The organism is Neptunicella marina (assembly GCF_014270035.1).
In the GTDB taxonomy this organism is placed as follows: domain Bacteria; phylum Pseudomonadota; class Gammaproteobacteria; order Enterobacterales; family Alteromonadaceae; genus Neptunicella; species Neptunicella marina.
Genome location: NZ_JACNEP010000027.1, coordinates 1 through 26,242, shown reverse-complemented (window position 1 = coordinate 26,242; position 26,242 = coordinate 1). Strand labels below are relative to the sequence as shown.

Annotated in this window: 26 protein-coding genes; 21 read left to right on the top strand and 5 right to left on the bottom strand. The window is 43.2% G+C overall.

The window, feature by feature from the left end; genetic code table 11:
* Both H8B19_RS18405 and rne read right to left on the bottom strand, forming a co-directional pair.
* Nucleotides 1-88, bottom strand: an 88-nt coding sequence (locus H8B19_RS18405; RefSeq protein ID WP_186507450.1) for a valyl-tRNA synthetase, incomplete at its 3' end; no start/stop codon positions are given.
* Nucleotides 89-183: 95 nt separating this feature from the next.
* Entirely contained in the window at nucleotides 184-3,036 is a 2,853-nt protein-coding gene (gene rne, locus H8B19_RS18400) for a ribonuclease E (protein WP_186508558.1), read from the bottom strand.
* 547 nt (nucleotides 3,037-3,583) lie between these two features.
* On the opposite strand from rne, the gene rluC reads away from it, so the two are divergent.
* Together rluC and H8B19_RS18390 are read left to right on the top strand one after the other, a co-directional pair.
* Complete coding sequence (gene rluC, locus H8B19_RS18395; RefSeq protein ID WP_186508556.1) at nucleotides 3,584-4,528, top strand: 23S rRNA pseudouridine(955/2504/2580) synthase RluC; 945 nt, start codon at nucleotides 3,584-3,586, stop codon at nucleotides 4,526-4,528.
* Between the two features lie 40 nt (nucleotides 4,529-4,568).
* Nucleotides 4,569-5,231 carry an HAD family hydrolase gene (locus H8B19_RS18390; RefSeq protein ID WP_186508554.1) on the top strand — a complete coding sequence of 221 codons (663 nt, stop codon included), beginning with the start codon at nucleotides 4,569-4,571 and terminating at the stop codon, nucleotides 5,229-5,231.
* Between the two features lie 16 nt (nucleotides 5,232-5,247).
* Here H8B19_RS18390 and H8B19_RS18385 read toward each other — a convergent pair whose 3' ends face one another.
* Nucleotides 5,248-5,832, bottom strand: a complete 585-nt coding sequence (locus H8B19_RS18385) for a Maf family protein (protein ID WP_186508552.1) — start codon at nucleotides 5,830-5,832, stop codon at nucleotides 5,248-5,250.
* A gap of 131 nt (nucleotides 5,833-5,963) precedes the next feature.
* On the opposite strand from H8B19_RS18385, the gene yceD reads away from it, so the two are divergent.
* The 17 genes from yceD (at nucleotide 5,964) to H8B19_RS18300 (ending at nucleotide 21,271) form a co-directional block, all read left to right on the top strand.
* Nucleotides 5,964-6,485, top strand: a complete 522-nt coding sequence (yceD, locus tag H8B19_RS18380) for a 23S rRNA accumulation protein YceD (RefSeq protein ID WP_186508550.1) — start codon at nucleotides 5,964-5,966, stop codon at nucleotides 6,483-6,485.
* A gap of 11 nt (nucleotides 6,486-6,496) precedes the next feature.
* Complete coding sequence (rpmF, locus tag H8B19_RS18375; RefSeq protein ID WP_186508548.1) at nucleotides 6,497-6,667, top strand: 50S ribosomal protein L32; 171 nt, start codon at nucleotides 6,497-6,499, stop codon at nucleotides 6,665-6,667.
* A gap of 12 nt (nucleotides 6,668-6,679) precedes the next feature.
* Complete coding sequence (plsX, locus tag H8B19_RS18370) at nucleotides 6,680-7,696, top strand: phosphate acyltransferase PlsX (RefSeq protein ID WP_186508546.1); 1,017 nt, start codon at nucleotides 6,680-6,682, stop codon at nucleotides 7,694-7,696.
* Between the two features lie 50 nt (nucleotides 7,697-7,746).
* Nucleotides 7,747-8,706: a beta-ketoacyl-ACP synthase III gene (locus H8B19_RS18365; RefSeq protein WP_186508544.1), complete on the top strand. Its 960-nt coding sequence runs from the start codon at nucleotides 7,747-7,749 to the stop codon at nucleotides 8,704-8,706.
* Between the two features lie 23 nt (nucleotides 8,707-8,729).
* Nucleotides 8,730-9,638 carry an ACP S-malonyltransferase gene (gene fabD, locus H8B19_RS18360; RefSeq protein ID WP_186508541.1) on the top strand — a complete coding sequence of 303 codons (909 nt, stop codon included), beginning with the start codon at nucleotides 8,730-8,732 and terminating at the stop codon, nucleotides 9,636-9,638.
* An 11-nt stretch (nucleotides 9,639-9,649) separates the two neighbouring features.
* Nucleotides 9,650-10,384 (top strand): 3-oxoacyl-ACP reductase FabG, encoded by a 735-nt coding sequence (gene fabG, locus H8B19_RS18355; protein ID WP_186508539.1) that lies wholly within the window; start codon nucleotides 9,650-9,652, stop codon nucleotides 10,382-10,384.
* 165 nt (nucleotides 10,385-10,549) lie between these two features.
* Nucleotides 10,550-10,789 (top strand): acyl carrier protein, encoded by a 240-nt coding sequence (gene acpP / locus H8B19_RS18350; RefSeq protein WP_062479413.1) that lies wholly within the window; start codon nucleotides 10,550-10,552, stop codon nucleotides 10,787-10,789.
* 205 nt (nucleotides 10,790-10,994) lie between these two features.
* Entirely contained in the window at nucleotides 10,995-12,233 is a 1,239-nt protein-coding gene (gene fabF / locus H8B19_RS18345) for a beta-ketoacyl-ACP synthase II (protein ID WP_186508536.1), read from the top strand.
* A 49-nt stretch (nucleotides 12,234-12,282) separates the two neighbouring features.
* The gene (gene pabC / locus H8B19_RS18340) at nucleotides 12,283-13,080 is read left to right on the top strand and encodes an aminodeoxychorismate lyase (RefSeq protein WP_186508534.1); all 798 of its coding nucleotides are present in this window, start codon (nucleotides 12,283-12,285) and stop codon (nucleotides 13,078-13,080) included.
* Nucleotides 13,080-14,081: an endolytic transglycosylase MltG gene (gene mltG, locus H8B19_RS18335; protein WP_186508532.1), complete on the top strand. Its 1,002-nt coding sequence runs from the start codon at nucleotides 13,080-13,082 to the stop codon at nucleotides 14,079-14,081. Before pabC ends, mltG begins: the two co-directional genes overlap by 1 nt.
* Nucleotides 14,082-14,726, top strand: a complete 645-nt coding sequence (tmk, locus tag H8B19_RS18330) for a dTMP kinase (RefSeq protein ID WP_186508530.1) — start codon at nucleotides 14,082-14,084, stop codon at nucleotides 14,724-14,726.
* Complete coding sequence (gene holB / locus H8B19_RS18325) at nucleotides 14,711-15,604, top strand: DNA polymerase III subunit delta' (RefSeq protein ID WP_186508528.1); 894 nt, start codon at nucleotides 14,711-14,713, stop codon at nucleotides 15,602-15,604. The genes tmk and holB overlap by 16 nt, the downstream gene beginning before the upstream one ends.
* 11 nt (nucleotides 15,605-15,615) lie before the next feature.
* On the top strand, nucleotides 15,616-16,395 hold the full coding sequence (locus H8B19_RS18320) for a TatD family hydrolase (RefSeq protein WP_186508526.1): 780 nt from the start codon (nucleotides 15,616-15,618) through the stop codon (nucleotides 16,393-16,395).
* 34 nt (nucleotides 16,396-16,429) lie between these two features.
* A complete protein-coding gene (locus tag H8B19_RS18315; protein WP_186508524.1) occupies nucleotides 16,430-16,984 on the top strand; it encodes a YbhB/YbcL family Raf kinase inhibitor-like protein in 555 nt (184 codons plus the stop codon).
* A gap of 114 nt (nucleotides 16,985-17,098) precedes the next feature.
* Nucleotides 17,099-18,094, top strand: a complete 996-nt coding sequence (gene trhO / locus H8B19_RS18310) for an oxygen-dependent tRNA uridine(34) hydroxylase TrhO (RefSeq protein ID WP_186508522.1) — start codon at nucleotides 17,099-17,101, stop codon at nucleotides 18,092-18,094.
* Between the two features lie 177 nt (nucleotides 18,095-18,271).
* Entirely contained in the window at nucleotides 18,272-18,937 is a 666-nt protein-coding gene (psrA, locus tag H8B19_RS18305) for a TetR family transcriptional repressor PsrA (protein WP_186508520.1), read from the top strand.
* A gap of 12 nt (nucleotides 18,938-18,949) precedes the next feature.
* Nucleotides 18,950-21,271 (top strand): acyl-CoA dehydrogenase, encoded by a 2,322-nt coding sequence (locus H8B19_RS18300; RefSeq protein ID WP_186508517.1) that lies wholly within the window; start codon nucleotides 18,950-18,952, stop codon nucleotides 21,269-21,271.
* A gap of 260 nt (nucleotides 21,272-21,531) precedes the next feature.
* Here H8B19_RS18300 and H8B19_RS18295 read toward each other — a convergent pair whose 3' ends face one another.
* Both H8B19_RS18295 and H8B19_RS18290 read right to left on the bottom strand, forming a co-directional pair.
* Nucleotides 21,532-22,188 carry a CoA transferase subunit B gene (locus H8B19_RS18295; RefSeq protein WP_186508515.1) on the bottom strand — a complete coding sequence of 219 codons (657 nt, stop codon included), beginning with the start codon at nucleotides 22,186-22,188 and terminating at the stop codon, nucleotides 21,532-21,534.
* Nucleotides 22,189-22,190: 2 nt separating this feature from the next.
* Nucleotides 22,191-22,889 carry a CoA transferase subunit A gene (locus H8B19_RS18290; RefSeq protein WP_186508513.1) on the bottom strand — a complete coding sequence of 233 codons (699 nt, stop codon included), beginning with the start codon at nucleotides 22,887-22,889 and terminating at the stop codon, nucleotides 22,191-22,193.
* A gap of 96 nt (nucleotides 22,890-22,985) precedes the next feature.
* Between H8B19_RS18290 and H8B19_RS18285 the strand changes: the two genes are divergently transcribed.
* Complete coding sequence (locus H8B19_RS18285) at nucleotides 22,986-23,885, top strand: LysR family transcriptional regulator (RefSeq protein ID WP_186508511.1); 900 nt, start codon at nucleotides 22,986-22,988, stop codon at nucleotides 23,883-23,885.
* A gap of 72 nt (nucleotides 23,886-23,957) precedes the next feature.
* The gene (locus H8B19_RS18280) at nucleotides 23,958-26,141 is read left to right on the top strand and encodes a YgiQ family radical SAM protein (RefSeq protein ID WP_186508509.1); all 2,184 of its coding nucleotides are present in this window, start codon (nucleotides 23,958-23,960) and stop codon (nucleotides 26,139-26,141) included.
* Nucleotides 26,142-26,242 lie beyond the last annotated feature (101 nt).

Below are 26,242 nucleotides of genomic sequence, written 5' to 3'. Positions count from 1 at the left end.
TTTCAACACGTGCTACGACCCCTAATTTAAAAGCCATCGTGTAATCGCGTTGAGTACGCTTACGATTTGAATTAGTTGCTGTTGTCATAAAGAAGTCCTCTTTATGTCAACGTATTTCAGGACGGGACATTAGTAATAAAAAAGACGGTTTATAAACCGCCTTTTTTGATCGCCACATTTTATTTAGCTTAGTGAAGTGGGTTTGGCCATTGGTGCATCGGCTTTACCTGATAAGCTTAATACCGCTGCTGCCTTACCGGATACCTGGATATCGGCACGCTGCTCATTAGACAATGCTTTCACATCGATATCTTCAACTTCCATCGGCAAAGATACTGGTTTTGCCATTGGATGTGAAATGCTGTTTATTGTCGCTTTAATATAGACAGGCTTATTGGCTTTCGCCTTACTTGCTTTAGCTTTTGGCTTGTCTTTAGCAACAACTTGCTCTTGTTTGACTTCCTCAACCGTGCTTTCTGATTTAACGTCTTCAGTAGTTTCAGAGCTCACAGTTTCAGAGGGTTGAGAGTCTGAAACAGATTCCTGTTGCTGAACTTCCTCAGTCACAATCTCTTGTTTAACGTCTGCCAGTTCAGAGGGGGTATCATTTGAAGCATCAACATCGCTATCAACCGTTTTTTCTGTTTGCGCTACCGGCGCGTTTTCAAGTGCAATTTCTACTTGTTGAGGAGATTGCGGCTGTTCATTTTCAATTTTCATTTCAGCTGAATCTTGTGCGTCTAACAAGTCAAACTGTAAATTTTCCTGAGATGATGCATTTTCCTCTTTGGTTTCTTTTTTGCGTTTCTGACCTGCCGCACGCATATGGCGCGGAGAACGACGAGAACGACCACGATGCTCAGTCTCGTTATCTGCCTTAGCTTTGTCCTGAGCGATTGTATTCTCACTAGGCTCGCTTACTGAGGCTTCAATCATCACATCTTGTCTGGTCTCATTTTCAGTGGTTTCGATAGCCGTTGTCGATGGTTGTTGAATTACGTCTTCAACCTTAACATCCTGATTTGTCTGTTTATCAGCTCTCACACTTTTACGGTTATTACGACGTTTACGGCGTTCAACAACTTTTTCCTCTTTTAGAGGTTTATCTTGTTGCTGAGCTTGTTTAGCTTCCACCGGTTGTTGGCGTTTTGTTTCATCCTTGGCATTTTTATTTACCGGACGTTCAGTTTTGCCTTCAGCCTGATTTTTAGGTTTAGCATTACGCTCATTTGTGCGTTCGTTACGAGGTTTACGATTATTTCTGCTGTTACGCTCATTACGGTTACGACGCTGGCCATTTCTGTTGCCTTGTCTCTGACCTTGGTGAGACGATTTCTGGGTCTTTTCTGCCTCATCGTCACTACTGAAAAATGATGCAATTGCTTTGGCAATTTTCGACCAGACTGATTCTGTTTTAACTGTTACTACTGGCGCAGCCGTTGTCGGTGCCACCATGCCTTGTAATGCAGGTTGTTCACGTTTAACAGTTTCATTACTGATACGCACACTTTCAGGTTGTGCTGGCTCAATAATTTGACGGTTGTAACTTAACTCATCGCTCACATCATCTTGTTTAATACGAGATACTTCATAATGAGGGGTATCCATGTTCGGATTGGGAATAATGATGATCTGAACGTTCTGACCCTTTTCAATTGAACGGATCGCACGGCGTTTTTCATTTAAAAGGTACGTTGCAACTTCCACAGGTAATTGTGCTTCAATTTGACCTGTGTTGTTTTTAAGTGACTCTTCCTCAATTAAACGCAAAATGGACAAGGCTAAGGATTCTGTTCCACGAATGGTGCCATGACCTTCACAACGCGGACATACATGGTGTGATGATTCACCCAGAGAAGGACGCAGACGTTGGCGCGACATTTCCAATAAACCGAAACGAGAAATACGTCCTAACTGCACACGTGCTCTGTCATGCGCAACCGCTTCTTTTAAGCGATTTTCAACTTCACGTTGATGGCGAACAGGAGACATATCGATAAAATCGATTACCAGCAATCCACCTAAGTCACGTAAACGTAACTGACGACCAATTTCATCTGCAGCTTCAAGGTTGGTATTTAAAGCCGTTTCTTCAATATCACCACCTTTAGTGGCTCGCGCTGAGTTGATATCAATTGAGGTTAAGGCTTCGGTTGGATCGATAACAATCGAACCACCTGAAGGTAAACGTACTTCACGACGGAACGCTGATTCAATTTGACTTTCAATTTGATAGTGACTGAATAAAGGCACATCACCAGTGTACAGTTTTACACGATTTAAAAAGTCAGGACGAACCAGTTCTATATGCTGTTTGGCCTGTTCATAAACGCGCTGTTTATCAATTAAAATTTCACCGATATCACGACGTAGATAGTCGCGGATAGCACGAACAATAACGTTACTTTCCTGGTGAATTAAAAATGGAGCAGGGCGGTTTTGTGCGACTTCGTCAATCGCAGCCCAGTGATTAATTAATACTTTTAAATCCCAGGCTAATTCTTCATAAGATTTACCTACACCAGCAGTACGTACAATTAATCCCATACCATCTGGTACATCAAGTTTGCTTAAGGATTGTTTTAAGTCAGTACGTTCGTCACCTTCAATGCGACGTGAAATACCACCAGCGCGAGGGTTATTTGGCATTAATACTAAATAACTGCCTGCAAGACTGATAAAGGTGGTTAATGCAGCACCTTTTTGACCACGTTCTTCTTTATCAATCTGAACAATGACTTCCTGACCTTCTTTGATCACATCCTTAATATTAGGACGACCTTCGAAAGTATAACCTTTGGGGAAATAATTACGGGCAATTTCTTTAAGAGGGAGGAAACCGTGACGCTCAGCGCCGTAGTCAACAAAAGCAGCTTCAAGGCTCGGCTCTACGCGGGTAATTTTACCTTTGTAAATATTGGCTTTCTTTTGCTCGTGACCTGGACTTTCTATATCCAGATCAAACAGGGTTTGCCCGTCAACAAGAGCAACTCGTAGTTCTTCTTGCTGCGTGGCATTGATCAACATTCTTTTCATAGTTTTGGACTCGATACATTTGTCGAGACCAACACAGTTAAACTGAGTGCCAAATTTGGAGGCGATAGGGTATGCAGCCTCTCGGCTGTATGCGGATTACTGTTTCGTGCTCCGTTTTACATCATTTATATTTTACATTTCACTCGTACTTCTGATCTGTCGACCTGATACAGGTGAATCCAAATTTATGTCTTGTTATTTAACTGCGTTAGTCTGCAATTAAAGGTAGTGTCTTAATTCTTTTTGTTTGATTTGTACACAAACTGCGAGTAACACTACCTGCTTAAATAATTAATCGTTTTCGTTTTAGTCAATGTTTGTTGTAAGTCGTTCGTTTTATCGTGTCTTTATTTAGCAAAGTTTTTTTGGTTTTGCCTGATAATTGCGACATTTTCTTTATTTTTATTTGATTGACCACATTAACTTAGTGCCACTGGTTTATTTTTATACCCAAAATGACTGATTGATTATCTCACTAAATAGGGATTTTAAGCAAGATAATAAAAATCAAAGCGTAAATCGTCAAAAGGCGTTAAAATAGCCCGCTATGAAAGCAGAAAATAACCAACAAGTTCGATTTGTTACTGTGGAGCCAGACTTGCAGGGGCAGCGTATTGATAACTTTTTACGTACCCAGTTAAAAGGAGTTCCTAAAAGTTTACTCTACAGAATTGTTCGCAAAGGCGAAGTCAGAGTTAATAAAAAGCGTATTAAACCTGAATATAAGCTGCAAAGCGGTGATATTATCAGAATTCCTCCTGTCAGAGTCGCAGAGTCAAACGATGCTCCATCTGTAAAACTCAATAAAGTGGCAACTCTTGAAAGCCATATTTTATATGAGGATGATTATTTATTAGTGGTAAATAAACCATCTGGAATGGCTGTACATGGCGGTAGTGGATTAAGCTTTGGTTTAATCGAAGCGTTGCGGGCTTTAAGGCCTGGGCAAAAGTTTCTTGAACTGGTTCATCGCTTGGATCGCGATACCTCCGGTGTATTAATGGTGGCAAAAAAACGTTCGGTGTTAAAGAATTTACATGAGCAATTACGCGATAAAACTGTTGATAAACGTTATCTGGCTTTGGTTAACGGTCAATGGCCTGAGTCGCGTTTTAAAGTAAAAGCACCTTTAAATAAAAATACCCTGCAATCAGGCGAACGCATGGTATCGGTCCATCCGGATGGCAAACCGTCTGAAACGCGTTATAAAGTAATGCAGAGTTTCAAAAACGCTACTTTAGTTGAAGCGTTTCCGGTGACCGGGCGAACGCATCAAATTCGTGTTCACTGTCAATATGCAGGCCATCCAATAGCGTGTGACGACAAATATGGTGATAAAGAATTTGATCAGCATATGCGTGACCTGGGATTAAACCGTTTATTTTTACATGCGCACCGCATCAGTTTTTATCACCCTAAAAAAGAAGCAACCGTAAGCTTTGAGGCACCACTTGAAAGTTCTCTACAGCAATGTCTGGTAAAGCTTGCGTAAAGTAATATTGATAATTAAACAGTAGTTATAAAGTAGTAAAATGACTTCGATTTCTTCCAGACCGTATCAACTGGTTATTTTTGACTGGGATGGTACCTTAATGAACTCCACACCAAGGATTGTCTCCAGTTTACAGCAAGCTGCAGTTCGCTCTGATTTAACAGTACCCTCAGATGACGATGCGAATAATATCATTGGACTGAGTTTGCGTATCGGTATTCAACGATTGTTCGAAAGTCTCTCATCACAGAAAGAACAAGAGTTTATTGAGCATTATAGAGACGAATATTTATTTACCAATCAAACACCATCGCCGTTATTTGATAATACGTTAAACGTATTAAACCGACTTAAGCAAAATAAGCAGATTATGGCAGTCGCTACTGGCAAGTTACGCAGAGGTCTGGTGGACTCCTGGACTAAAACCAATACAGCTGACTTTTTTGAAGCGTCACGTTGTGCCGATGAAGCTGAATCTAAACCGTCGCCGGATATGTTGCAGCAGTTGTTAAAATATTTTGGCTTAAATGCCCAACAAGCTGTAATGATCGGTGATACAGAACATGATATGAAAATGGCTGAAGCAATAGATATGCCGCGTATTGGAGTCACTTATGGTGCACAGCCAATTGAAAAATTAATTGCACATAAACCCACAGCCATTATTAATGAAGTAGGGGAGTTGCTCGATTATTTAATATAATCAGGCGTGTCGGTTTTTAAAGCGAGATATGTTCAAGCAATTCGATATTGTGCAGGCGAAATAAATCAATCAGGGCAATAAGAGGTAAACCTATTAAAGTGTTAGGATCTCTGCCTTGCAGTGATTCAAATAAACAAATACCCAGGCCTTCACTTTTAAAACTGCCAGCACAATTATAAGGTTGTTCAGCGCGTAAATATCGCTCTATCTGGTTTTCGTTCAGGACTTTAAAATTTACGTCAAAGGGCTCAACTAAAGATTCTGTTACGTCAGCCTTAGCATTATGTAAACATAAACCAGTTAAGAATCTCACCGTTTTACCGCTGCATAAGCTCAGTTGTTCTACCGCCTTTTCATGGGTGTGAGGTTTACCCAGTATTTTTCCATCCACAGTGGCTACTTGATCTGAACCAATGATCCAGGCGTCGTCACAGGATAGTGCTTTTGCCTTGGCTATAGCCAGCCGTTCAACAAGCTGTTCAGCACTTTCATTTTCATGCGCGGTTTCATCCGTATGCGGAGCTGCCTGCTCAAACGGAATGCACAGTTTTTTTAAGACAGAAGCGCGAAATGGGGAGGTTGAGGCCAGTACGATTTTCATTGTAACTCACTAAATAACTCAATTGATTGTATTTTAACGGCTTTACTCGCTTAATTCAGCTGTTTAATACTTTGCTTAAACTTGATTTTTCCTTTGACTCGTCAGGCTCCAAGCTATATGATGCGCGCCCTATGCAGAAAGCAAAACTGCCGTTAAGGCTCGATCCAGTAAAAAGTGCAAGCAAACGCTCTAATTTTGAGGGCATTATGCTATGTGCGGATATGGAACGATTGCAGCAAATGGTATCAGGCTCAGCTGAACATGTTGATGTTCAGATTAGTTTTGAAACCGATGTGCAAGGTCTTAATGTTTTTAGTGGTAAACTAAAAACGCAGGTAGAGCTGGTCTGCCAACGATGTTATGGAAACTTAACTCAGGATCTAAACGTTGATTTTACCTTTAGTGCAGTGAAGGAAGGCGACGACTTAGATGAGTTACCGGACGTTTACGAACCGGTTGAGGTCGATGACCATGGAGAAATCGATTTACTTCAATTAATTGAAGACGAGCTAATATTATCTTTGCCGATTGTTGCCCTGCATGATGAACAGGACTGCAATATTACTGAAGATGAAATGAGTTATGGAAAAATCGAACCGGCCGATGAACGCCCAAACCCCTTTGCGGTGTTGAAAGAACTTAAGCGAGATTAGGAGTAAGGTAAATGGCGGTACAACAGAATCGTAAAACCCGTTCTAAACGTGGCATGCGTCGTTCGCATGATGCATTGAGCGGTGCAACCTTGTCTGTAGATGCAACTTCTGGTGAGACTCACCGTCGTCACCATGTGACTGCAGATGGTTTCTACAAAGGCAAAAAGGTTATCGCTAACTAAGCGAGCCTTGCCTTGACTACGCTAACTATAGCGTTGGATGTAATGGGGGGAGACTTCGGTCCCCCTGTTACTGTTCATGCTGCCGTTCGAGCAGTAACACAATATCCCGAATTACACATTATTCTTTGCGGCATTCAGTCTCAGATTGAACATGAGCTGAATAAAGTTTCTTTACCTCTTGAAAGCCAACTTACCATTTTACACTGCTCTCAGGTAGTTGAAATGGATGAACGTCCTACCGCCACTCTTCGTAGTAAAACTGATTCATCAATGCGACGTGCGCTTGAATTAGTCGAGCAGGGTAAAGCTGATGCCTGTGTTAGTGCCGGTAATACCGGAGCTTTAATGACCAATGCCTATTATGTGCTTAAAACTCTGCCGGGGATTGAGCGGCCAGCGTTAGTTACTTCTCTTCCTACTCAAACCGACAAAAAAGTCTATCTGCTGGATTTAGGTGCAAATGTCGAGTGTAATTCAGAAGTGCTGTTTCATTATGCAGTAATGGGATCGGTAATGGCGGAGCAGGTTGAAGGCATAGAAAAACCACGGGTTGCTCTGTTAAATGTGGGCGAAGAACAAATCAAAGGTAATGACAGAGTTAAACATGCTGCTCAGCTACTAAAAGATGCCCCCGGGATTAATTTTATTGGTTATCTGGAAGGTAACGACATCTTTAGTAATCGTGCAGATGTGGTGGTGACAGATGGTTTTGTGGGTAATATCGCCCTTAAAGCTTGTGAAGGGCTTGGCAAATTAGTTATTAGCGAAGTAAAACGCATTACCGGTCGGAATTTACTCACCAAAGCCATGGCTTTATTAGCATTACCATTCCTGAAAAAGATTTATTCGCGTGTGAACCCCGACCAGTATAATGGTGCGAGTTTGATAGGATTGCGCGGAATTGTGGTTAAGAGCCACGGAAATGCTTCAGTTGATGCATTTTTATACGCAATTAAAGAAGCAAAGCAGGAAATTTCCCGACAAGTTCCGACAAAAATAAAAGACAAAATTGAAATAGCATTAGGTTAATCCGCACTTCATAGCCAGCGGCTAACCCGTTTAAAGGAATCTTCCCAAATATGTATTCAAGAATCATCGGTACAGGTAGTTATTATCCGACGCAGGTCCGCACCAACGAGGATCTGGAAAAGATGGTGGATACCAGTGATCAATGGATCACGGATCGCACCGGAATAAAAGAACGTCGTATTATTGGTGAAAATGAAACTGTCGCCACTATGGGCGCAGAAGCCGCGAAAAAAGCCTTTGAAGCGGCTGAGATTGATCCTGCTTCTGTTGATATGATTCTGTGTGCCACCACCAGTCACAATAAATCCTTGCCAAGCGCAGCCTGTGATCTTCAAAAAATACTAGGTTTAGATGGTGTGCCTGCCTTTGATGTTGCTGCTGCCTGCGCTGGTTATTGTTATGCGCTTAGTGTGGCAGATCAGTATATTAAATCAGGTATGTGTAAGCGTATTCTGGTCATTGGTAGTGATTGTTTATCACGCTTAATAGACCCATACGACAGAACCATGATTATCCTGTTTGGCGATGCCGCGGGTGCAACTATTATTGAAGCCAGCGAAGAACCTGGCATTTTATCTACTCACATTATGGCTGCGGGTTCTTATGGTGATTTGCTGTATGTGGGTAATCCAACACGCGGCCAGGAACAATCAGTTCATGAAAACTGGGGTGTAATGAAAGGCAATGAAGTGTTTAAAGTTGCCGTCACCAAATTAAGCGAAATTGTTGAGCAAACATTAGAAGCCAACAATATGCAAAAATCAGATTTGGATTGGCTGGTGCCTCATCAGGCTAATTTCAGAATTATCAAAGCGACCGCTAAAAAGCTGGAAATGCCGATGGAACAAGTGGTCATGACCCTTGAACAGTTCGGTAATACATCTGCGGCAACCGTTCCAACTGCACTGGATACCGCTATTCGTGATGGACGAATTAAACGCGGCCAGAACTTGTTGCTGGAAGCCTTTGGCGGCGGATTCACCTGGGCATCCGCTCTGGTTCGTTACTAAATTTCGATTTTCAGGAGAAAAACATGCAAGCATTTGTGTTTCCCGGACAGGGGTCACAGACGGTTGGTATGCTGGCCGATTTAGCCGAGCAATTTCCACAAGTAGAACAAACATTTGCTGAAGCCAGCGATGCACTGGGTTATGACTTGTGGGATGTGGTTAAACATGGCCCGGCAGAAAAATTAAACAGTACAGATGTAACACAACCTGCGTTATTGACTAGCAGCGTCGCAATCTGGCGAATTCTGCAAACTCAAAATAAAACACCGGATTTTCTGGCGGGACATAGTCTGGGTGAATATTCTGCGCTGGTATGTGCGGGTGTCATTGATTTCCAACAGGCGGTTAAGTTAGTTGAATTGCGTGGTCAGGCAATGCAACAAGCGGTACCTGCCGGTACGGGAGCCATGTACGCGATTATCGGGTTAGACGACGATAAAGTGATTGAATGTTGTAAAGAAGCCGAACAAGGGCAGGTGGTATCTGCGGTTAATTTTAATTCGCCAGGCCAGGTGGTTATCGCGGGTAATGCTGATGCAGTTGAACGGGCAGGGGCGCTTTGTAAAGACGCTGGCGCAAAACGTGCGTTACCACTGCCAGTGAGTGTGCCATCTCATTGTGCTCTGATGAAACCGGCCGCCGATAAATTGGCTGCTGAATTAAATGCAATTGAATTTAACGTTCCTGTCATTCCAGTGATTAATAATGTGGACGTAGAAGATTGCCGGGATCCGGAGCAAATAAAACAGGCACTGGTACGTCAGTTATATAGCCCTGTTCGCTGGACAGAAACTGTGCAAAAACTGGCTGCGTTAGGCGCAACCGAGCACTTTGAAGTTGGTCCGGGTAAAGTGTTGTCAGGGTTAGCTAAACGAATCGATTCTTCTGTAAGCTGCAGCGCAATTAATACTGCAGATACAATCAACGCATAAAAAGGTAAGTTATGAGTTTTTCAGGAAAAATTGCGTTAGTAACAGGTGCAAGCCGCGGTATAGGTAAAGCGATTGCTCAGGCTCTTGTGGCGCAAGGTGCCACTGTTGTTGGCACGGCTACGTCAGAAAACGGCGCTCAGGCTATCAGTGAATATCTGGGTGATCAGGGCTGTGGTCTGGTGTTAAATGTTACAAATGATTCATCGATGCAAACCCTGCTGGATGACATTAAAGCTAAATACGGTGATGTGGATATTTTGGTTAATAATGCAGGTATCACCCGCGATAATCTGCTAATGCGCATGAAAGATGATGAGTGGGCGGATATTATCCAAACCAATCTGACCTCAATTTTCAAGTTATCAAAAGCGGTTTTACGTGGCATGATGAAAAAGCGTCATGGTCGTATTATCAACATTGGTTCTGTTGTTGGCTCGGCGGGGAACGCCGGACAAACTAATTACGCCGCTGCAAAAGCAGGTGTAATTGGTTTCAGTAAATCAATGGCAAGAGAAGTGGCTTCTCGTGGTGTCACCGTCAATGTTGTAGCACCTGGTTTTATCGACACTGATATGACACAGTCGTTAACCGATGAGCAAAAAGAAGCCATTTTCAAAGATATTCCGGCAAATCGTTTAGGTAGTCCTGACGAAATTGCTGCTGCAGTTGCCTTTTTAGCATCAGATTTAGCGGGTTATATTACCGGCGAAACCTTGCATGTTAATGGCGGCATGTACATGGGTTAAGCGAGCAAATCGCGACAAAAAGAGTGCATATTTAAAAAAATATGTTAATTTGTGGTTCGACCAGCCAAAAAAACGAGTCACTGACTTGCAAGGATTGGTTAGGGTGAATACACTACCCGCCACTTTAACAAGTAGCCTTATTTTTGAGGTATAACGAGAATTATTATGAGCAATATTGAAGAACGCGTAATCAAAATCATTGTTGAACAACTGGGTGTTAAAGAAGAAGAAGTAAAATCAGAAGCCTCTTTCGTTGATGATTTAGGTGCTGACTCTCTGGACACTGTTGAGCTGGTAATGGCTTTGGAAGAAGAATTCGATACAGAAATTCCTGACGAAGAAGCAGAAAAAATCACAACTGTTCAGTCAGCTATTGATTATATTAACGCTCACAAAGACGCTTAATTATAATATCCCTAAAACGGCTCAAATCTGAGCCGTTTTGCTTTTACACACTTTATTCCCGATCATGATTCTGTTTGCGAAAATTCGTCAATTGAGGCATTTCGTAGTGATAGATGGTTTTCTGGCTAGTCCATATTCAAGCAACAAATCGCGTCGGTAACTATGATCCTTTTTCATTTATTTAATGTGTATAACGGAGGCTTACATGTCTAAAAGACGTGTGGTGGTAACCGGTCTAGGCATGCTGACCCCGCTGGGTAACGACACGCAATCGACCTGGAAAGCAGTGTTAGATGGCAAAAGTGGCATCGATCAAATCAGCTATTTTGATACCAGCGAATTCACAACGCATTTTGCAGGTTCACTCAAAGAATTCGATTCCGAGGCTTACATTCCTAAAAAGGAAAGTAAAAAGATGGACTTGTTTATTCAGTACGGTATAGCCGCGGGTAAACAAGCGTTAGCTGATTCCGGAGTTGAAGTTAACGATAGCAATGCAAAACGTATTGGTGTGGCGATAGGCTCAGGTATCGGTGGTTTAGGCTTAATCGAGACTAATCACGATAAATTGCGTGATAGTGGCCCCAGAAAGATTTCTCCGTTTTTTGTGCCTTCAACCATTACCAACATGATTTCAGGCTTTTTGTCGATCATGGAAGGGTTAAAAGGCCCCAATCTAAATATTGTGACTGCCTGTACTACAGGTGTGCATAACATTGGTATTGGTGCGCGTACCATCGCTTATGGCGACGCAGATATGATGTTAGCCGGTGGCGCTGAAGCCTCAATTACACCATTAGGTTTAGGTGGTTTTGCTGCTGCTCGTGCTTTATCCAGCCGCAATGATAACCCACAAGCCGCAAGCCGCCCGTGGGATAAAGACCGTGATGGTTTTGTTATGGGTGAAGGCGCGGGTGTGGTGATGTTAGAAGAATACGAACACGCTAAAGCTCGTGGCGCCAAAATTTATGCCGAATTGGTTGGTTTTGGCATGAGTGGTGACGCGTATCATATGACCTCGCCGCCAGAAGATGGCGCAGGTGCAGCCGATGCGATGCGTAATACGCTGGATGATGCAGGTGTTAGTGCTGAGCAAATTACGTATATCAATGCTCACGGTACTTCCACTCCTGCAGGTGATATCGCCGAAACTCAGGCAGTTAAGAGCATTTTCGGTGCTTCTGCCAGTTCTGTGATGGTGAGTTCAACTAAATCTATGACCGGACACTTATTAGGTGCCGCGGGGGCGATTGAAGCGATCTTCACTGCCTTAGCGCTACAGGATCAGGTTGTTCCTCCGACGATCAATTTAGATAATCCGGGTGAAGGCTGCGATCTGGATTATGTGCCTCACACTGCCCGCGATGTTCAGATGGAATATGCATTATGTAATTCATTTGGATTTGGCGGAACCAACGGTTCACTATTGTTTAAAAAGGTGTGACCTGATTTAATAAAGCCCGTTTTAGATGTCTTAGTAACGGGCTTTATACATGCTTCTTGTGGATAGCAATCCAGAATCTCAAATCCCAACGACCGATAGAGCCATGCAATATGGTGATGGTTGTTTTACGACTATTCTTGTCGAACAGGGAAAACCTCAACTCTTTTCAGCACATCTGCAACGCTTACAAAACGCTTGTTCACGTCTTGATATTACTATTGCTAACTGGACCGACATTGAAGCGGCCTGTTTACAAAAGGCAGCTGCAATTACTGATGGCGTTTTAAAGGTTCTTATTTCACGGGGCAGTGGCGGACGTGGATATTTACCACCGCAGCAACCTTTACCACGCGTGCTTTTTTCCACGCATGAATTACCTGCTCATTATACAAGCTGGCAAACAAGCGGTATACGACTGGGACTAGCCAAACACAGACTCGCTGTATCCGCTTCATTAGGTGGTTTAAAACATTTAAATCGGTTAGAACAGGTGTTGATAAAAACTGACTGGCCCGACGATAAACCCGACGATGTGCTGGTATGCGACCATGACGGCTTTATGATTGAGAGCAGTGCCAGTAATATATTCTGGCTTAAAAATGGCATTTGGTTTACGCCTGAATTAAATAATTGTGGTGTGGAAGGCGTTATGCGTAACCATGTGGCTCAGTGTTTTGAGCAATTTAATATTCCATTAAACATAGTAAAAACAAAGGTTTGTGAGTTAGAATCGGCCAATGCTGTCTTTATCTGTAACAGCCTGATGAAAATAGTGCCCGTCACGCAATTTAACCAGCATCACTATGACATTAGTTCTGTAACTCAACTGCAAAAGCGGATTTTTTGATGCGATTATTTCAAGGAGCGATTGCCTTTTTATTGTTAACGGGGATTTTAATTGCGACCGGGGTTTATCAGTATGCGCAATATAAACACCAATCAATCAGGGTAACGCAACCTCAACTTATTAAAATTAACAGTGGTCAAAGTGCAGCGGGTGTCATTAAACAACTGGTAACACAGGACGTCATTAAAAAAAGCCTGTGGAGTAAAGTGCTGTTCAGGTTAGAGCCTAAATTTGCAAAGCTTAAATCGGGTACCTATGAGCTCCTGCCGGGAATGCGGTTGTCGGATGTATTACGCATGATGCGTAAAGGTGATGAAAAGTTATTTTCCATTACCCTGGTTGAAGGGTTACGCTGGCGCGACTGGTATGCCCAAATTATAAATACGCCCAATATCTTGTCCGGCGAATTTGATGAGCAACAATTACTAAAAGAATTATCGATTAGTTCAGGTTCACTGGAAGGCTGGCTGATGCCGGATACCTACTGGTTTCACGATGGTTATTCCGTCAAACAACTGGTTGAGGTTGCCTATCAAGCTATGCAGGATTATTTAGCTGAGCAATGGCCGTCTCGCGATCAGGGATTACCCTACACCTCTCAGTACGAAGCCTTAATCATGGCCTCAATTATCGAAAAAGAAACAGCGGTAGCACAAGAGCGTGCGCACATAGCAGGTGTATTTGTGAATCGTTTAAATAACCATATGCGTTTACAAACGGATCCAACCGTTATTTATGGATTAGGTGACCAGTTTGATGGTGACATCAAGCGGGCTGATTTACGTCGTTTAACCCCGTATAATACTTACCGTATAAATGGGTTGCCTCCGACGCCAATTGCAATGTCAGGTAAAGCTGCAATTGATGCGGCTTTGCATCCAGCCACCACGGATGACTTGTATTTTGTGGCAAAAGGAGATGGTAGCCATCATTTTTCAGCAAGCTTACAAGAGCACAATCAAGCGGTAAAACGCTATCAGTTAAATCAATCAGGACAGTAAATGTCATCAGCTAAATTTGTGGTTATAGAAGGGCTTGAAGGCGCAGGTAAAAGCAGTGCCGTGTCGTTGGTAAAACATGCCATTGAAGCAACCGGCGCATCACTGGTCAGCACCCGTGAACCAGGTGGTACGCCTATGGCTGAAGCGATTCGCGAATGTGTTAAACATAACTGGCGCGATGAACAGGTTACAGTGCAAACCGAGTTATTGTTGATGTACGCGGCTCGTTCTCAGTTAGTACATAACGTGATTAAACCTGCATTAGAGCAGGGCAAATGGGTACTGGCAGATCGACATGATATGTCATCCCGGGCTTATCAGGGGGGAGGTCGTCAGATTGATGAGCATCTAATCGAACCGCTGCGCGATATCACCTTGCAGGGCTTCTCACCGGACTTAACTTTATATATGGATGTTGAACCGGCTGTTGGTCTGGCGCGCGCGCGCGGTCGTGGTGCGTTGGATCGTATTGAACTGGAAGATATCAGTTTTTTTGAACGTACGCGTGAACGCTATCTGCTGCTGTGTCAGCAGGATCCTAATGCTGTGGTGATCAATAGCATGCAGCCGATTGAAAAAGTACATCAGGACATTCGTCAGGCATTACAACTATTTTTGGATAAACACGCATGTATCCCTGGTTAACCTCCAGTTTTAACGCACTGACAGTAAGGGCAATTGATAAAAAGTTGCACCATGGGCTTATTCTGCAGGGCATTGAAGGGATAGGTAAGGCTGAATTCGCGGATGAATTCGCGCTGTTTTTGTTATGTCAGCAAAAAACGGCTCAGGGGGCGTGTGGCCAATGTCAGTCGTGTAAATTAAATGCGGCAGGCAGCCATCCCGATTTATTTAAAGTAGAGAAAGAAAAATCGCAAATTGCTGTGGATCAAATTCGTGAAGCAATTGGCGCATTAAATAAAACCGCACAATTAGGCGGTAGCAAAGTCTTAATCGTATTTGGTGCTGATGATATGAACGTGGCAAGCAGCAATGCTTTGCTTAAAACGCTGGAAGAGCCGACGCTGGATACCACCATTTTATTGGTTACCGATCAGCCACAGCGTTTATTGCCCACCATACTCAGCCGCTGCGAAAAAGTGCCATTACACGCACCAGCTGAAACAGACGCTATCGACTGGTTACAACAACAGGGTTTGCAGGATAACCTGCTACAAACGTTGCAGATCTGTGCGGGGGCACCGTTAAAAGCAAAAATGCTGCTTGAAGCTCCTGACAATCTGCAATATGACGATTTTTGTCAGCAAATTCAGCGATTATCCAAAGGCGAGGTCAGTGGTCTGCAACTGGCTAATCAATGGCAAAACGACGCCGAGAGTGTCGTAAACTGGCTGCAATTCTGGTTAAAACAAAACAGCACTCAGCCTCAATCTTCTATGTTATGGCAAGCAGCACAGCAATGCATCGCAGTAAAAGCCCAATTGCAACATACTGGCATTAATAAAAGTAATCTGTTGTTTAGTGTACTGGAACGAATAAAACCCTTAGTCACACATTTTTAAGGAGAACATTTTTGTTTGTTGACTCCCATTGTCATTTAGACCGACTCAAACAATCCACTGACCAATTAAAAGTTACGCTCGATTTTGCTAAAGAGCGTGGTGTTGAGCATTTTTTATGTGTCGCGGTATCTGTAAATGACTTTGCCACTATGCTGGATACAGTAAAGATATTCCCTGAAGTGTCGGTATCCTGCGGCGTGCATCCTCTGCATCAGGAAGATGCGTGTGATTATGAGACATTATTATCAGCTGCATCTCATGACAAAGTCGTAGCTATTGGCGAAACCGGACTGGATTATTTTTATAGTGCTGATACCCGCGAAGTACAGAAGCAATCTTTTATCGACCATATTAAAGTGGCGAACGAACTGAACAAACCGCTGATTATTCACACCCGTGACGCCAAACAAGACACACTTGATTTGCTAGCTGAATATAAACACCCTGATGTTAAAGGTGTTTTGCATTGTTTTACCGAAGATTTAGATATGGCGTTACAAGCGATTGAAATGGGGTTTTATATTTCCATATCAGGCATTGTAACCTTTAACAGCGCTAAGGAATTACGGGAAGTCGTTAAAGCGTTGCCACTGGATAAACTGCTGATAGAAACCGATTCGCCCTGGCTGGCACCGGTTCCATATCGTGGAGAGCAGAATCAACCTGCTTTTGTGAAAGAAGTCGGTGAGTTTATTGCCGATTTAAAAGATCTTCCGGTGGCTGAGCTTGCTAAAGTGACTACTGATAATTTTTATCAACTATTTAATCTTGTTCAACGTCAGATTGCGTAGTGAAGCATCGGACTAATTTTAAAGGAGAGTCTTTATGTTAAAACGTGTTTTATCAGGTGTTATCGGATTATCTGCCTTGTGCTCATTAAATGTTATGGCTGAGAGTAATTTTACCTTATTCAGTAATGAAATCGGTGGGCAGCTTTCCAGCAAACAAGTATTTTCAGGTTTTGGCTGCACCGGAGATAACATCTCACCGGCTCTGAATTGGAAAGACGCGCCAGCAGGCACCAAAAGTTTTGCGGTTACTGTTTACGATCCCGATGCACCAACAGGCGCTGGATGGTGGCACTGGTTGATGGTGAATATTCCGGCTGATACCACATCGTTAGTTTCTGATGCAGGAAATCCGGCGAAAGATCTGGCACCTAAAGGCAGTATTCAGACGGTAACCAGTTATGGTCAGGCAGGATTTGGCGGCGCGTGTCCACCTAAAGGTGATAGTGCACACCGATATATTTTTACGGTTTATGCACTTAAAACCGACAAGCTGGATGTTAATGCACAAAACCAACCAGCATTAATTGGCTATATGCTTAACGCTAATGCACTGGCTAAAGCGTCAATTATCAGTTACTACCAGCGTTAATCCTCTCTATCTGGCGGTGGCATTTTATCTGTCGTTTTTGTAAAATGCGCGCCGCAAAAATCCCTTAATTTAAATTTGGCCCCGGATTTACGTTCCGGCATGCTGGAGGTTGTAATGTCTAAGTACGTTGTTTGTGCTTTATATAAATTTGTTGCGCTTGATGATTATGAGGCTATTCGTGAGCCTTTGTTGGCGTTAATGGAGCAGCACAATGTTAAAGGTACCTTATTACTGGCTAATGAAGGTATTAACGGTACGGTATCAGGTAGTCGCGAAGCGATTGATACGCTATTAGCCTGGTTAAATGCAGATGTGCGTTTAAATCCTATTTCTTACAAAGAGTCTTTTGATGAAACACAACCGTTTCATCGCACTAAAGTTAAACTGAAAAAAGAAATTGTGACCCTTGGGGTTGAAGGCATCGATCCGCGTCAAACGGTGGGCACCTATGTCAAGCCACAGGACTGGAATGCATTAATTAGTGATCCGGAGGTGTTTGTGGTTGATACCCGTAACGATTATGAGATTGAAATCGGCACCTTCAAACACGCAGTTAATCCTAAAACAGATTCGTTCCGTGAATTCCCCGAATACGTTAAACAAAATATGGATCCGGCGAAACATAAAAAAGTCGCGATGTTTTGTACCGGCGGTATTCGTTGTGAGAAGTCTACTGCTTATATGAAAGAGCAGGGGTTTGAAGAGGTTTACCACCTTGAAGGTGGCATTCTTCAGTATCTGCAAGATGTACCTAAAGAACAAAGCTTATGGGAAGGGGATTGCTTCGTGTTTGATAACCGCGTTGCCGTAAACCACGATTTAGAGCGTAGCGAATATGATCAGTGTTATGCCTGTCGTTTACCTATTACGGAGCAAGATAAGTTATCTGATAAATACGAGTCAGGTGTAAGCTGCCCTAAGTGTTATGGTATACATTCAGAAGAACAAATCGCACGTTTTCGTGAGCGCGAGAAGCAGGTAAATTTAGCCAAAATGCGTAACGAAGAGCATGTTGGTACCGAAGCACGCAAAGCAATTAAACAGCGTCGTCAACAAAAAGCCGCTGTCCGCCGCGCGCAACGTGAGGCCATGGGCAAACCCAACGCCTAATTTTCCGATAACACCACCATCCAAAAAGTGTCGCTATTGTCGGCACTTTTTACCTTTAATTTCTGCCACTTATCTCTTCCAGATTAAAATAATTCAAACAAGCGCTTGAATTTTTCATCAACTTGATTTTAAATTTAAACAATTGTTTGAATTGGTTGTTTAATATGGTTGTATAAAATGAGTATTACTACCAAAACGGAGATCCTTGATGCGGCAGAGGTGTTGTTCGCAGAACATGGATTTGCCGACACCTCACTCAGAGCGATTACTACTAAAGCCAACGTTAATCTGGCCTCAGTTAATTATCACTTTGGTTCAAAGAAAATGTTGATCCAGGAAGTATTGAAGCGCTATCTGGATATTCTGGCTCCTGTACTTGAGAACCAGTTAATTGATCTCACTCAGCGGGTAAAACAACCCACAATGGATCAGGTTTTTGATTCATTGGTGGCGCCATTACTGTTGCTAAATAAAAGCCGTAAAAATGGTACTGCGATATTTGTGCAATTACTTGGACGAGGATATTCCGAGTCTCAGGGACATTTGCGTAAATATATTCAAAACTACTACGGCAGTGTGCTGAAACGTTTTGTGCATACAGTGCACTTAGCGGCACCGCATTTAGATGACAGTGAAATATTCTGGCGTCTGCATTTTGCTATCGGTACGTTTGTTTTCACTATGGCATCGAGTAAAGCTCTGAGTGAGATTGCCGATGCAGATTATCAACAGCAAGTGAGCATTGAAGACATTATCCACCGTTTAATCCCTTATATCGCCGCGGGTACTATGTGTAATCCACTACAAATGCCCACGGCACAACCTAAACTTGATATTGCTTAAAAAGGTAATCCTATGACTATTTCACTGATTATTTTAATAGGTTTGGCGGTTGTCATTGGCGTTACCGCAATCCGACGTCCATTGATCAGCAAACCCATTTTTTCTATTTTTAAACGTATTCTTCCGCCGATGTCGAGCACTGAGCGTGAAGCCATGGAGTCCGGATCTATCTGGTGGGAAGGCGAGTTATTTAAAGGTTCACCTGACTGGGATAAATTACATGCCATAGCAAAACCACAGTTAAGTGATGAAGAGCAGGCGTTCATCGATAACCAGTTAGAAACCTTATTAGGTATGCTGGACGATTATCAAATTGTGCATGAGAACAAAGATTTACCCAAAGAAGTCTGGGATTATCTGCGTAGCGAAGGTTTCTTTGCGATGATTATTCCAAAAAGCTATGGTGGTTTAGAGTTCTCTGCATTGGCCAGTTCTACCATAGTGGCGCGTATTTCCAGCCGTTCACTAAGTGCTGCTGTGACCGTTATGGTGCCTAATTCGTTAGGCCCAGGCGAATTATTAATGCACTACGGTACCGAAGAGCAAAAGAACTACTGGTTACCACGTTTGGCAGATGGTACCGATGTACCTTGTTTTGCGCTAACCGCGCCAGAAGCGGGCTCTGATGCCGGCAGTATTCCGGATACCGGTGTGGTGTGTAAGGGGCAATTTGAGGGGAAAGAAGTATTAGGTTTACGCCTCAACTGGGATAAGCGTTATATTACCTTAGCTCCGGTTTCTACGGTATTAGGTCTTGCATTTAAAATGTACGATCCAGATGGTTTACTGGGTGAACAAGCTGACTTAGGTATTACTTGTGCGCTGATCCCAACGTCACATGAAGGTGTTGAAATTGGTGATCGTCATTATCCGGTGGCCATGGCATTTATGAACGGTACCACTCGCGGGAAAGATGTATTTATTCCTCTACAATGGATCATCGGTGGCGCTGACTATGCCGGTCGTGGCTGGAGAATGTTGGTAGAGTGCCTATCGGCAGGCCGTGGTATTTCTTTGCCTGCACTGGCAACCTCTACCGCTCATTTAGCCTCACGTACCACAGGTGCGTATGCTGCTATCCGTAAACAGTTTGGTTTATCAATTGGTAAGTTTGAAGGCGTGCAGGAGTCACTGGGTCGCATTGGTGGATTAACCTATACCCTTGAATCTATGCGTACCATGACCGCGGGCGCAATTGATTTAGGTGAAAGTCCGTCCGTTGTGACCGCCATTGCTAAATATCACATGACCGAAATGGCACGTGAACTGTTAAACGACGCAATGGACGTTCACGCAGGTAAAGGTGTGCAAATTGGTCCGATGAACTATTTAGCGCATCAGTATTTTGGTACCCCTGTGGCTATAACAGTGGAAGGGGCCAATATCCTTACCCGTAATCTGATGATCTTTGGACAAGGAGCCACCCGTTGTCATCCTTATGTATTTGAAGAAATGGAAGCAGCCGCCAATCCGGATGCTGAAGCGGGGCTTAAGGCATTTGATACCTTATTATTAAAACACGTTGGATTCGCCAGCAAAAATGCTTTATCGGCATTGTGGCAAGGTCTGACAGTGGGGCGTTTTAATTCGTCTCCTGTTTCTGGTGCAACACAGCACTATTACAAACAGTTAACTCGTATGTCGACTGGCTTAGCGATTTGTGCCGATTTCTCCATGCTGATTTTAGGCGGTGATTTAAAACGTAAGGAAATGATTTCTGCACGTTTAGGCGATGTTCTAAGTCAGTTATATATCGCATCCTGTGTGTTAAAGCGCTACGAAGACGATGGTCGTCAGGTGAGTGATTTACCCTTTGTTCAGTATTCACTGGACCGTTGTTTAAACAAAATTGGCGTTGCCTTTGATGGCTTCTTCCAGAATTTCAGTAATCGTTTTGCTGCTCGTTTATTAAAAACACTGATCTTCCCGTTTGGTATTCACTATCAGGCCCCACAGGATGATATTACTCAGCAAGTCAGTAATAGTCTGTTAAAACCGGGGATTGCCCGTGACCGCGTATCCCATCTTTGTTATTTAGGCAAAAATGAACAGGATAGCGTTGGTGTAGTTGAACAGGCATTTATTGCGATGAATGATGTTGTTGATATTGAACGTAAAATTATTAAAGCGCAAAAAGATAAGCTGATTGCACGTAAAACCGTGTTTGATGTCACGCTTAAGAATGCACTTGAACATGAGGTCATTACTGAACATGAAGCAGAGCAACTTAAACGTGCTGAAGCATTACGAGTTGTAGCCATAAACGTGGACAGTTTTAAGCCCGGTGTTTTAGAAGGAAATAGTCAGGCCGAACAGAAAAAATCCGTCGCCTGATAACTAAAAAATTAAAAGAATTAAACACCGCCTTAATCGGCGGTGTTTTCGTTTTAAATCAAAGAAATAATTTATATTTAACAGTAAGTTATATTTAATTCAGGCATAAAAAAAGCGCGCATATAATGCGCGCTGAAGGCATGTAACTGGAGAATCGCCGTTATTATAACCATTTTTTGTACAAATTTTGAAGGATAATCTTCAATTTCCTTAGTACATTATTCTCACTAAAGATGATTGGTTATTAATAAAACAACTGACTAAAATTGCATTTCTGCAATATCGCCTTCAACCACTAATTTGCCTGCTGTTTTTTGTTTAATTTCATCTATCGTCACGTCTGGCGCACGCTCTTTTAAGTGGAAGGCATTATCTTTTACTTCCAGCACGGCAAGGTCGGTAATGATACGAGTGATGCAGTTAACGCCGGTAAGCGGCAGGGTGCAGGCTTCCAGTAATTTCGAGTTTCCATATTTGTCCGCATGTGTCATGGTCACTATGATGTTTTTAGCACCAGCGACCAAGTCCATTGCGCCACCCATGCCTTTAACTAATTTTCCAGGGATCATCCAGGAAGCAATACTGCCGGTTACATCTACTTCGAATGCACCCAATACGGTAAAGTCCACATGTCCGCCACGGATCATGGCAAAGCTCTCAGCTGAATTAAAAATCGAAGCGCCGGTTGCCGCAGTGACGGTTTCTTTACCGGCATTGATCATATCAGCATCAATTTGTTCTTCAGTTGGATAAGGGCCCATGCCCAACAAACCATTTTCCGATTGCAGCATCACCTCGATATCATCGGGAACGTAATTAGCAGCTAAAGTAGGGATACCAATGCCCAGGTTAACGTAATCACCATCTTTAAATTCTTTTGCCACACGCATGGCAATTTGCTCTCTGGTTAGTGCCATGATTAGCTCCTTGTCACTTTGCGTTCGATGCGTTTTTCGAATGTGCCTTTAATGACACGGTTTACATAAATGCCAGGGGTGTGGATTTCACTTGGGGCTAATTCACCCGGTTCCACAATTTCTTCCACTTCAACCACGGTTATCTTACCTGCGGTGGCTGCCATTGGGTTGAAGTTCTGTGCGGTGTGGCGATAAACGCAGTTACCGTATTTATCGGCTTTCCAGGCTTTAACAATGGCGAAATCACCAGTGATGCTTTCTTCTAAAATATAGGGGCGGCCGTTAAACTCACGTACTTCTTTGCCTTCACCCACCGGGGTACCATAGCCGGTTGCAGTATAAAATGCTGGAATACCCGCGCCACCAGCACGCATTTTTTCAGCTAGGGTGCCTTGAGGCGTTAGTTCAACTTCCAGTTCACCATTTAGTAACTGTTGCTCGAAGAGGGCGTTTTCACCAACATAGGAGGACACCATTTTTTTAATTTGTTTGTCTTCGAGTAATAATCCTAAACCGAATCCATCTACGCCACAGTTATTAGATACTACGGTCAATCCTTTTACGCCCATCTGTTTAATTTGTGCAATCAAACCTTCCGGAATACCACACAAACCAAATCCACCGGCGATAATAGTCATGTCGTCTGTTAAGCCAGCCATCGCTTCAGCGTAACTATTAACGACCTTATTAAATCCAGCCATCTCGTTTTCCTCTTTAAAGTTTGCACTCATATTAATAACTAATTAACATTTGTAAAATTAAACAAATTTACTAAATTATAAATATTATTAATTAATATGAATGTCAGCATCAAACAGTTAAACATATTTACCGAGCTTGCCAATTGTGGCTCATTCGCCGAAGCCGCCACCAAGTTACACTTGTCGCAACCTGCATTGTCTATTGCCATTAAAAACTTTGAACAAGAGGTAGGTGGACAGCTTTTTTCACGCAATACCCGCAATTTGCAGCTAACACCAGAAGGCGCTGCCTTTTTACCGGTTGCTAAACGTTTAATGCGTGACTGGGATATTGCCTTTGACGACCTGCACAAGCGTTATCGGTTGCAGCAAGGCAAACTGACGATTGCCTGTATGCCATCTTTTGCCGCGAGTTTATTGCCACAAGTTTTAGCTGAATTTCATCAAACTCACAGTAACATTAATCTTGCTGTACAAGATGTGGTGATGGAACAGGTGATTGATTCTGTGTTAAATGATCGCGCTGATCTGGGCATTATTTTTGAACCAACAAACACTGATGGGCTTACTTTCATTCCGTTATTTGAGGATAGTTTTATGCTGGTTATGCCATCAAAGCACTACCTGAATCTGGATGAATCAATTCACTGGCAGGATCTAAAGGGGCAAAAGGTGATCGCCATGAATCGCGGATCCGCATTACGTGACTGGTTTGATGAAGCATTAAGTCATAATGATACCCAGGTTAACATTGTGGCTGAGGCTGGCCAGTTAGCAACGGTAGGGCAGTTGGTCAGAAGTGGCCTGGGTATCGCGGTAATACCGGCATTGTGTCAGCAACAGATGCAGCAAAATGGTTTGGTGTGTTTGCCATTGAAGGGACAACATGATCATAAACGGGTCGGGGTGATAACCCGCAGTCGTGGTGGTATTTCTGTTGCCGCACAAGCACTGCTGGATAATTTACAAAATACCTTATGGCCACAAAAGTGGTGATCCTTTAAACATACTATTATTGTATGGATCAGGTATAATCCGCGCCCTACAGAAAGACGTGATAAGTAAACTATGCAAGCTGCAACAGTAAAATCCGATAAAGCATTATTTTCGCACCGTAAATACTGGGCTGAGTGCTATGGCACTGCGCCATTTTTACCTATGACCCGTGCGGAAATGGATGAACTGGGCTGGGATAGTTGCGATATTATTATTGTTACCGGTGACGCCTATGTAGATCACCCCAGCTTTGGCATGGCGGTAATTGGCCGTACCCTTGAAGCTCAAGGGTTCCGTGTGGGCATTATTGCTCAGCCCGACTGGACCAGCAAAGATGCCTTTATGGAATTAGGCAAACCGAACCTGTATTTTGGTGTGACTGCCGGAAACATGGATTCGATGATTAACCGTTACACAGCGGATAAAAAGCTACGTCACGATGATGCTTACACACCGGGCAATGAAGGCGGTAAACGCCCTGATCGTGCAGTCACTGTGTATTCCCAGCGTTGTCGTGAAGCTTACAAGGATGTGCCGATTATTATTGGTGGCATCGAAGCCAGCTTACGCCGCATCGCGCATTATGATTACTGGACTGAAAAAGTTCGTCGCTCGGTGTTATTTGATTCCAAAGCCGATTTATTGATGTTTGGTAATGCCGAGCGTCCTCTTTTAGAAGTGACACACCGTCTGGCTGACGGTGAGCCGATTGGATCCATTGTGGATGTACGTGGAACTGCCATTATCGTTAAACAAGCGTTGCCGGAATGGCAGGGGGTTGATTCTACTCATCTGGATAAGCCAGGAAAAATTGATGCCATTCCCAGCCCTTATCAGATGGAATCAGGTTGTGATAACGCAGAAGATAACAGCAGCGTAAGTGAAGATGTCAATCAGGCTAAACCGATTGTAATTCAGCCTGATAATCGTCGGCGTCCATGGGAAAAGGTCTATGTAAAACTGCCAGCCTTTGAAACCGTGCGTGATAACAAAGTTTTGTATGCACATACCTCCCGTATTTTGCATCAGGAAACCAATCCGGGCTGTGCGCGTGCGTTAATGCAGCGCCATGGCGACCGACACATCTGGATCAATCCTCCCACTTTCCCACTGGAAACCGATGAGATGGATCAGGTGTTTGATTTGCCCTATCAGCGTGTACCGCATCCAGTGTACGGAGATAAAAAAATCCCCGCTTACGATATGATCCGCTTTTCGGTAAATATTATGCGTGGTTGTTACGGCGGCTGTAGTTTTTGCTCAATAACCGAGCATGAAGGGCGCATTATTCAAAGCCGCTCAGAAGATTCAATTATTCGGGAAATCGAAGAAATTCGCGACAAAGTTCCCGGTTTTACCGGTGTTATCTCCGATTTAGGTGGACCAACAGCCAATATGTATCGTCTGCGCTGTAAAAGCCCTAAGGCTGAAGCCACCTGTAAGCGTCCATCCTGTGTTTATCCAACCATTTGCGCACATATGGATACTGATCACACGCCAACCATCGACTTATATCGTCGTGCGCGTGATCTGGACGGCATAAAAAAAATTCTGATTGCCTCAGGTGTGCGTTATGACCTGGCTGTTGAAGACCCGCGCTATGTGAAAGAACTGGCCACACACCATGTGGGCGGTTATTTAAAAATAGCTCCAGAACATACCGAAGAAGGGCCGCTATCCAAAATGATGAAGCCTGGCATGGGCAGTTATTATCGTTTTAAAGAGTTGTTTGATAAATACTCCAAAGAAGCGGGTAAAGAGCAATACCTGATTCCCTATTTTATTGCGTCACATCCGGGCACTACCGATGACGATATGATCAATCTGGCATTGTGGCTAAAAGAAAATAAATTTAAATTGGATCAGGTTCAGAACTTCTATCCATCGCCCATGGCCAGTGCTACAACGATGTATCACACAGAAGTGGATTCACTGCGTAAGGTTAAAAAAGACAGTGATACTGTATTCTCGGCTAAAGGTGAACGTCATCGCCGTTTGCATAAAGCTCTGTTACGTTATCACGACCCTAAAAACTGGCCGCAAATCCGTGAAGCCTTAATCACAATGGGCAGACAGGATTTAATTGGTCGGGGACCACAACATCTGGTGCCGCCATTATCTGCGAAAGAACAACACCAAAAAGCACCAAAGGCCAGAGGTGGGCAAAAAGCTTTAACTAAACATACTGGCTTACCGCCTAGGGCTAAATCTAATAAAAATAAACCTAATAAACATCAGTCGTTTAAACGGAAATAAAAAAAGGAGCCATCAGGCTAATGCCAGTCAGTTAAGCTGACTGGCATTTTTCTTTTTATGGGGATATCGATTTGTTTTCGGTTTTACCCATCTTGGATAAG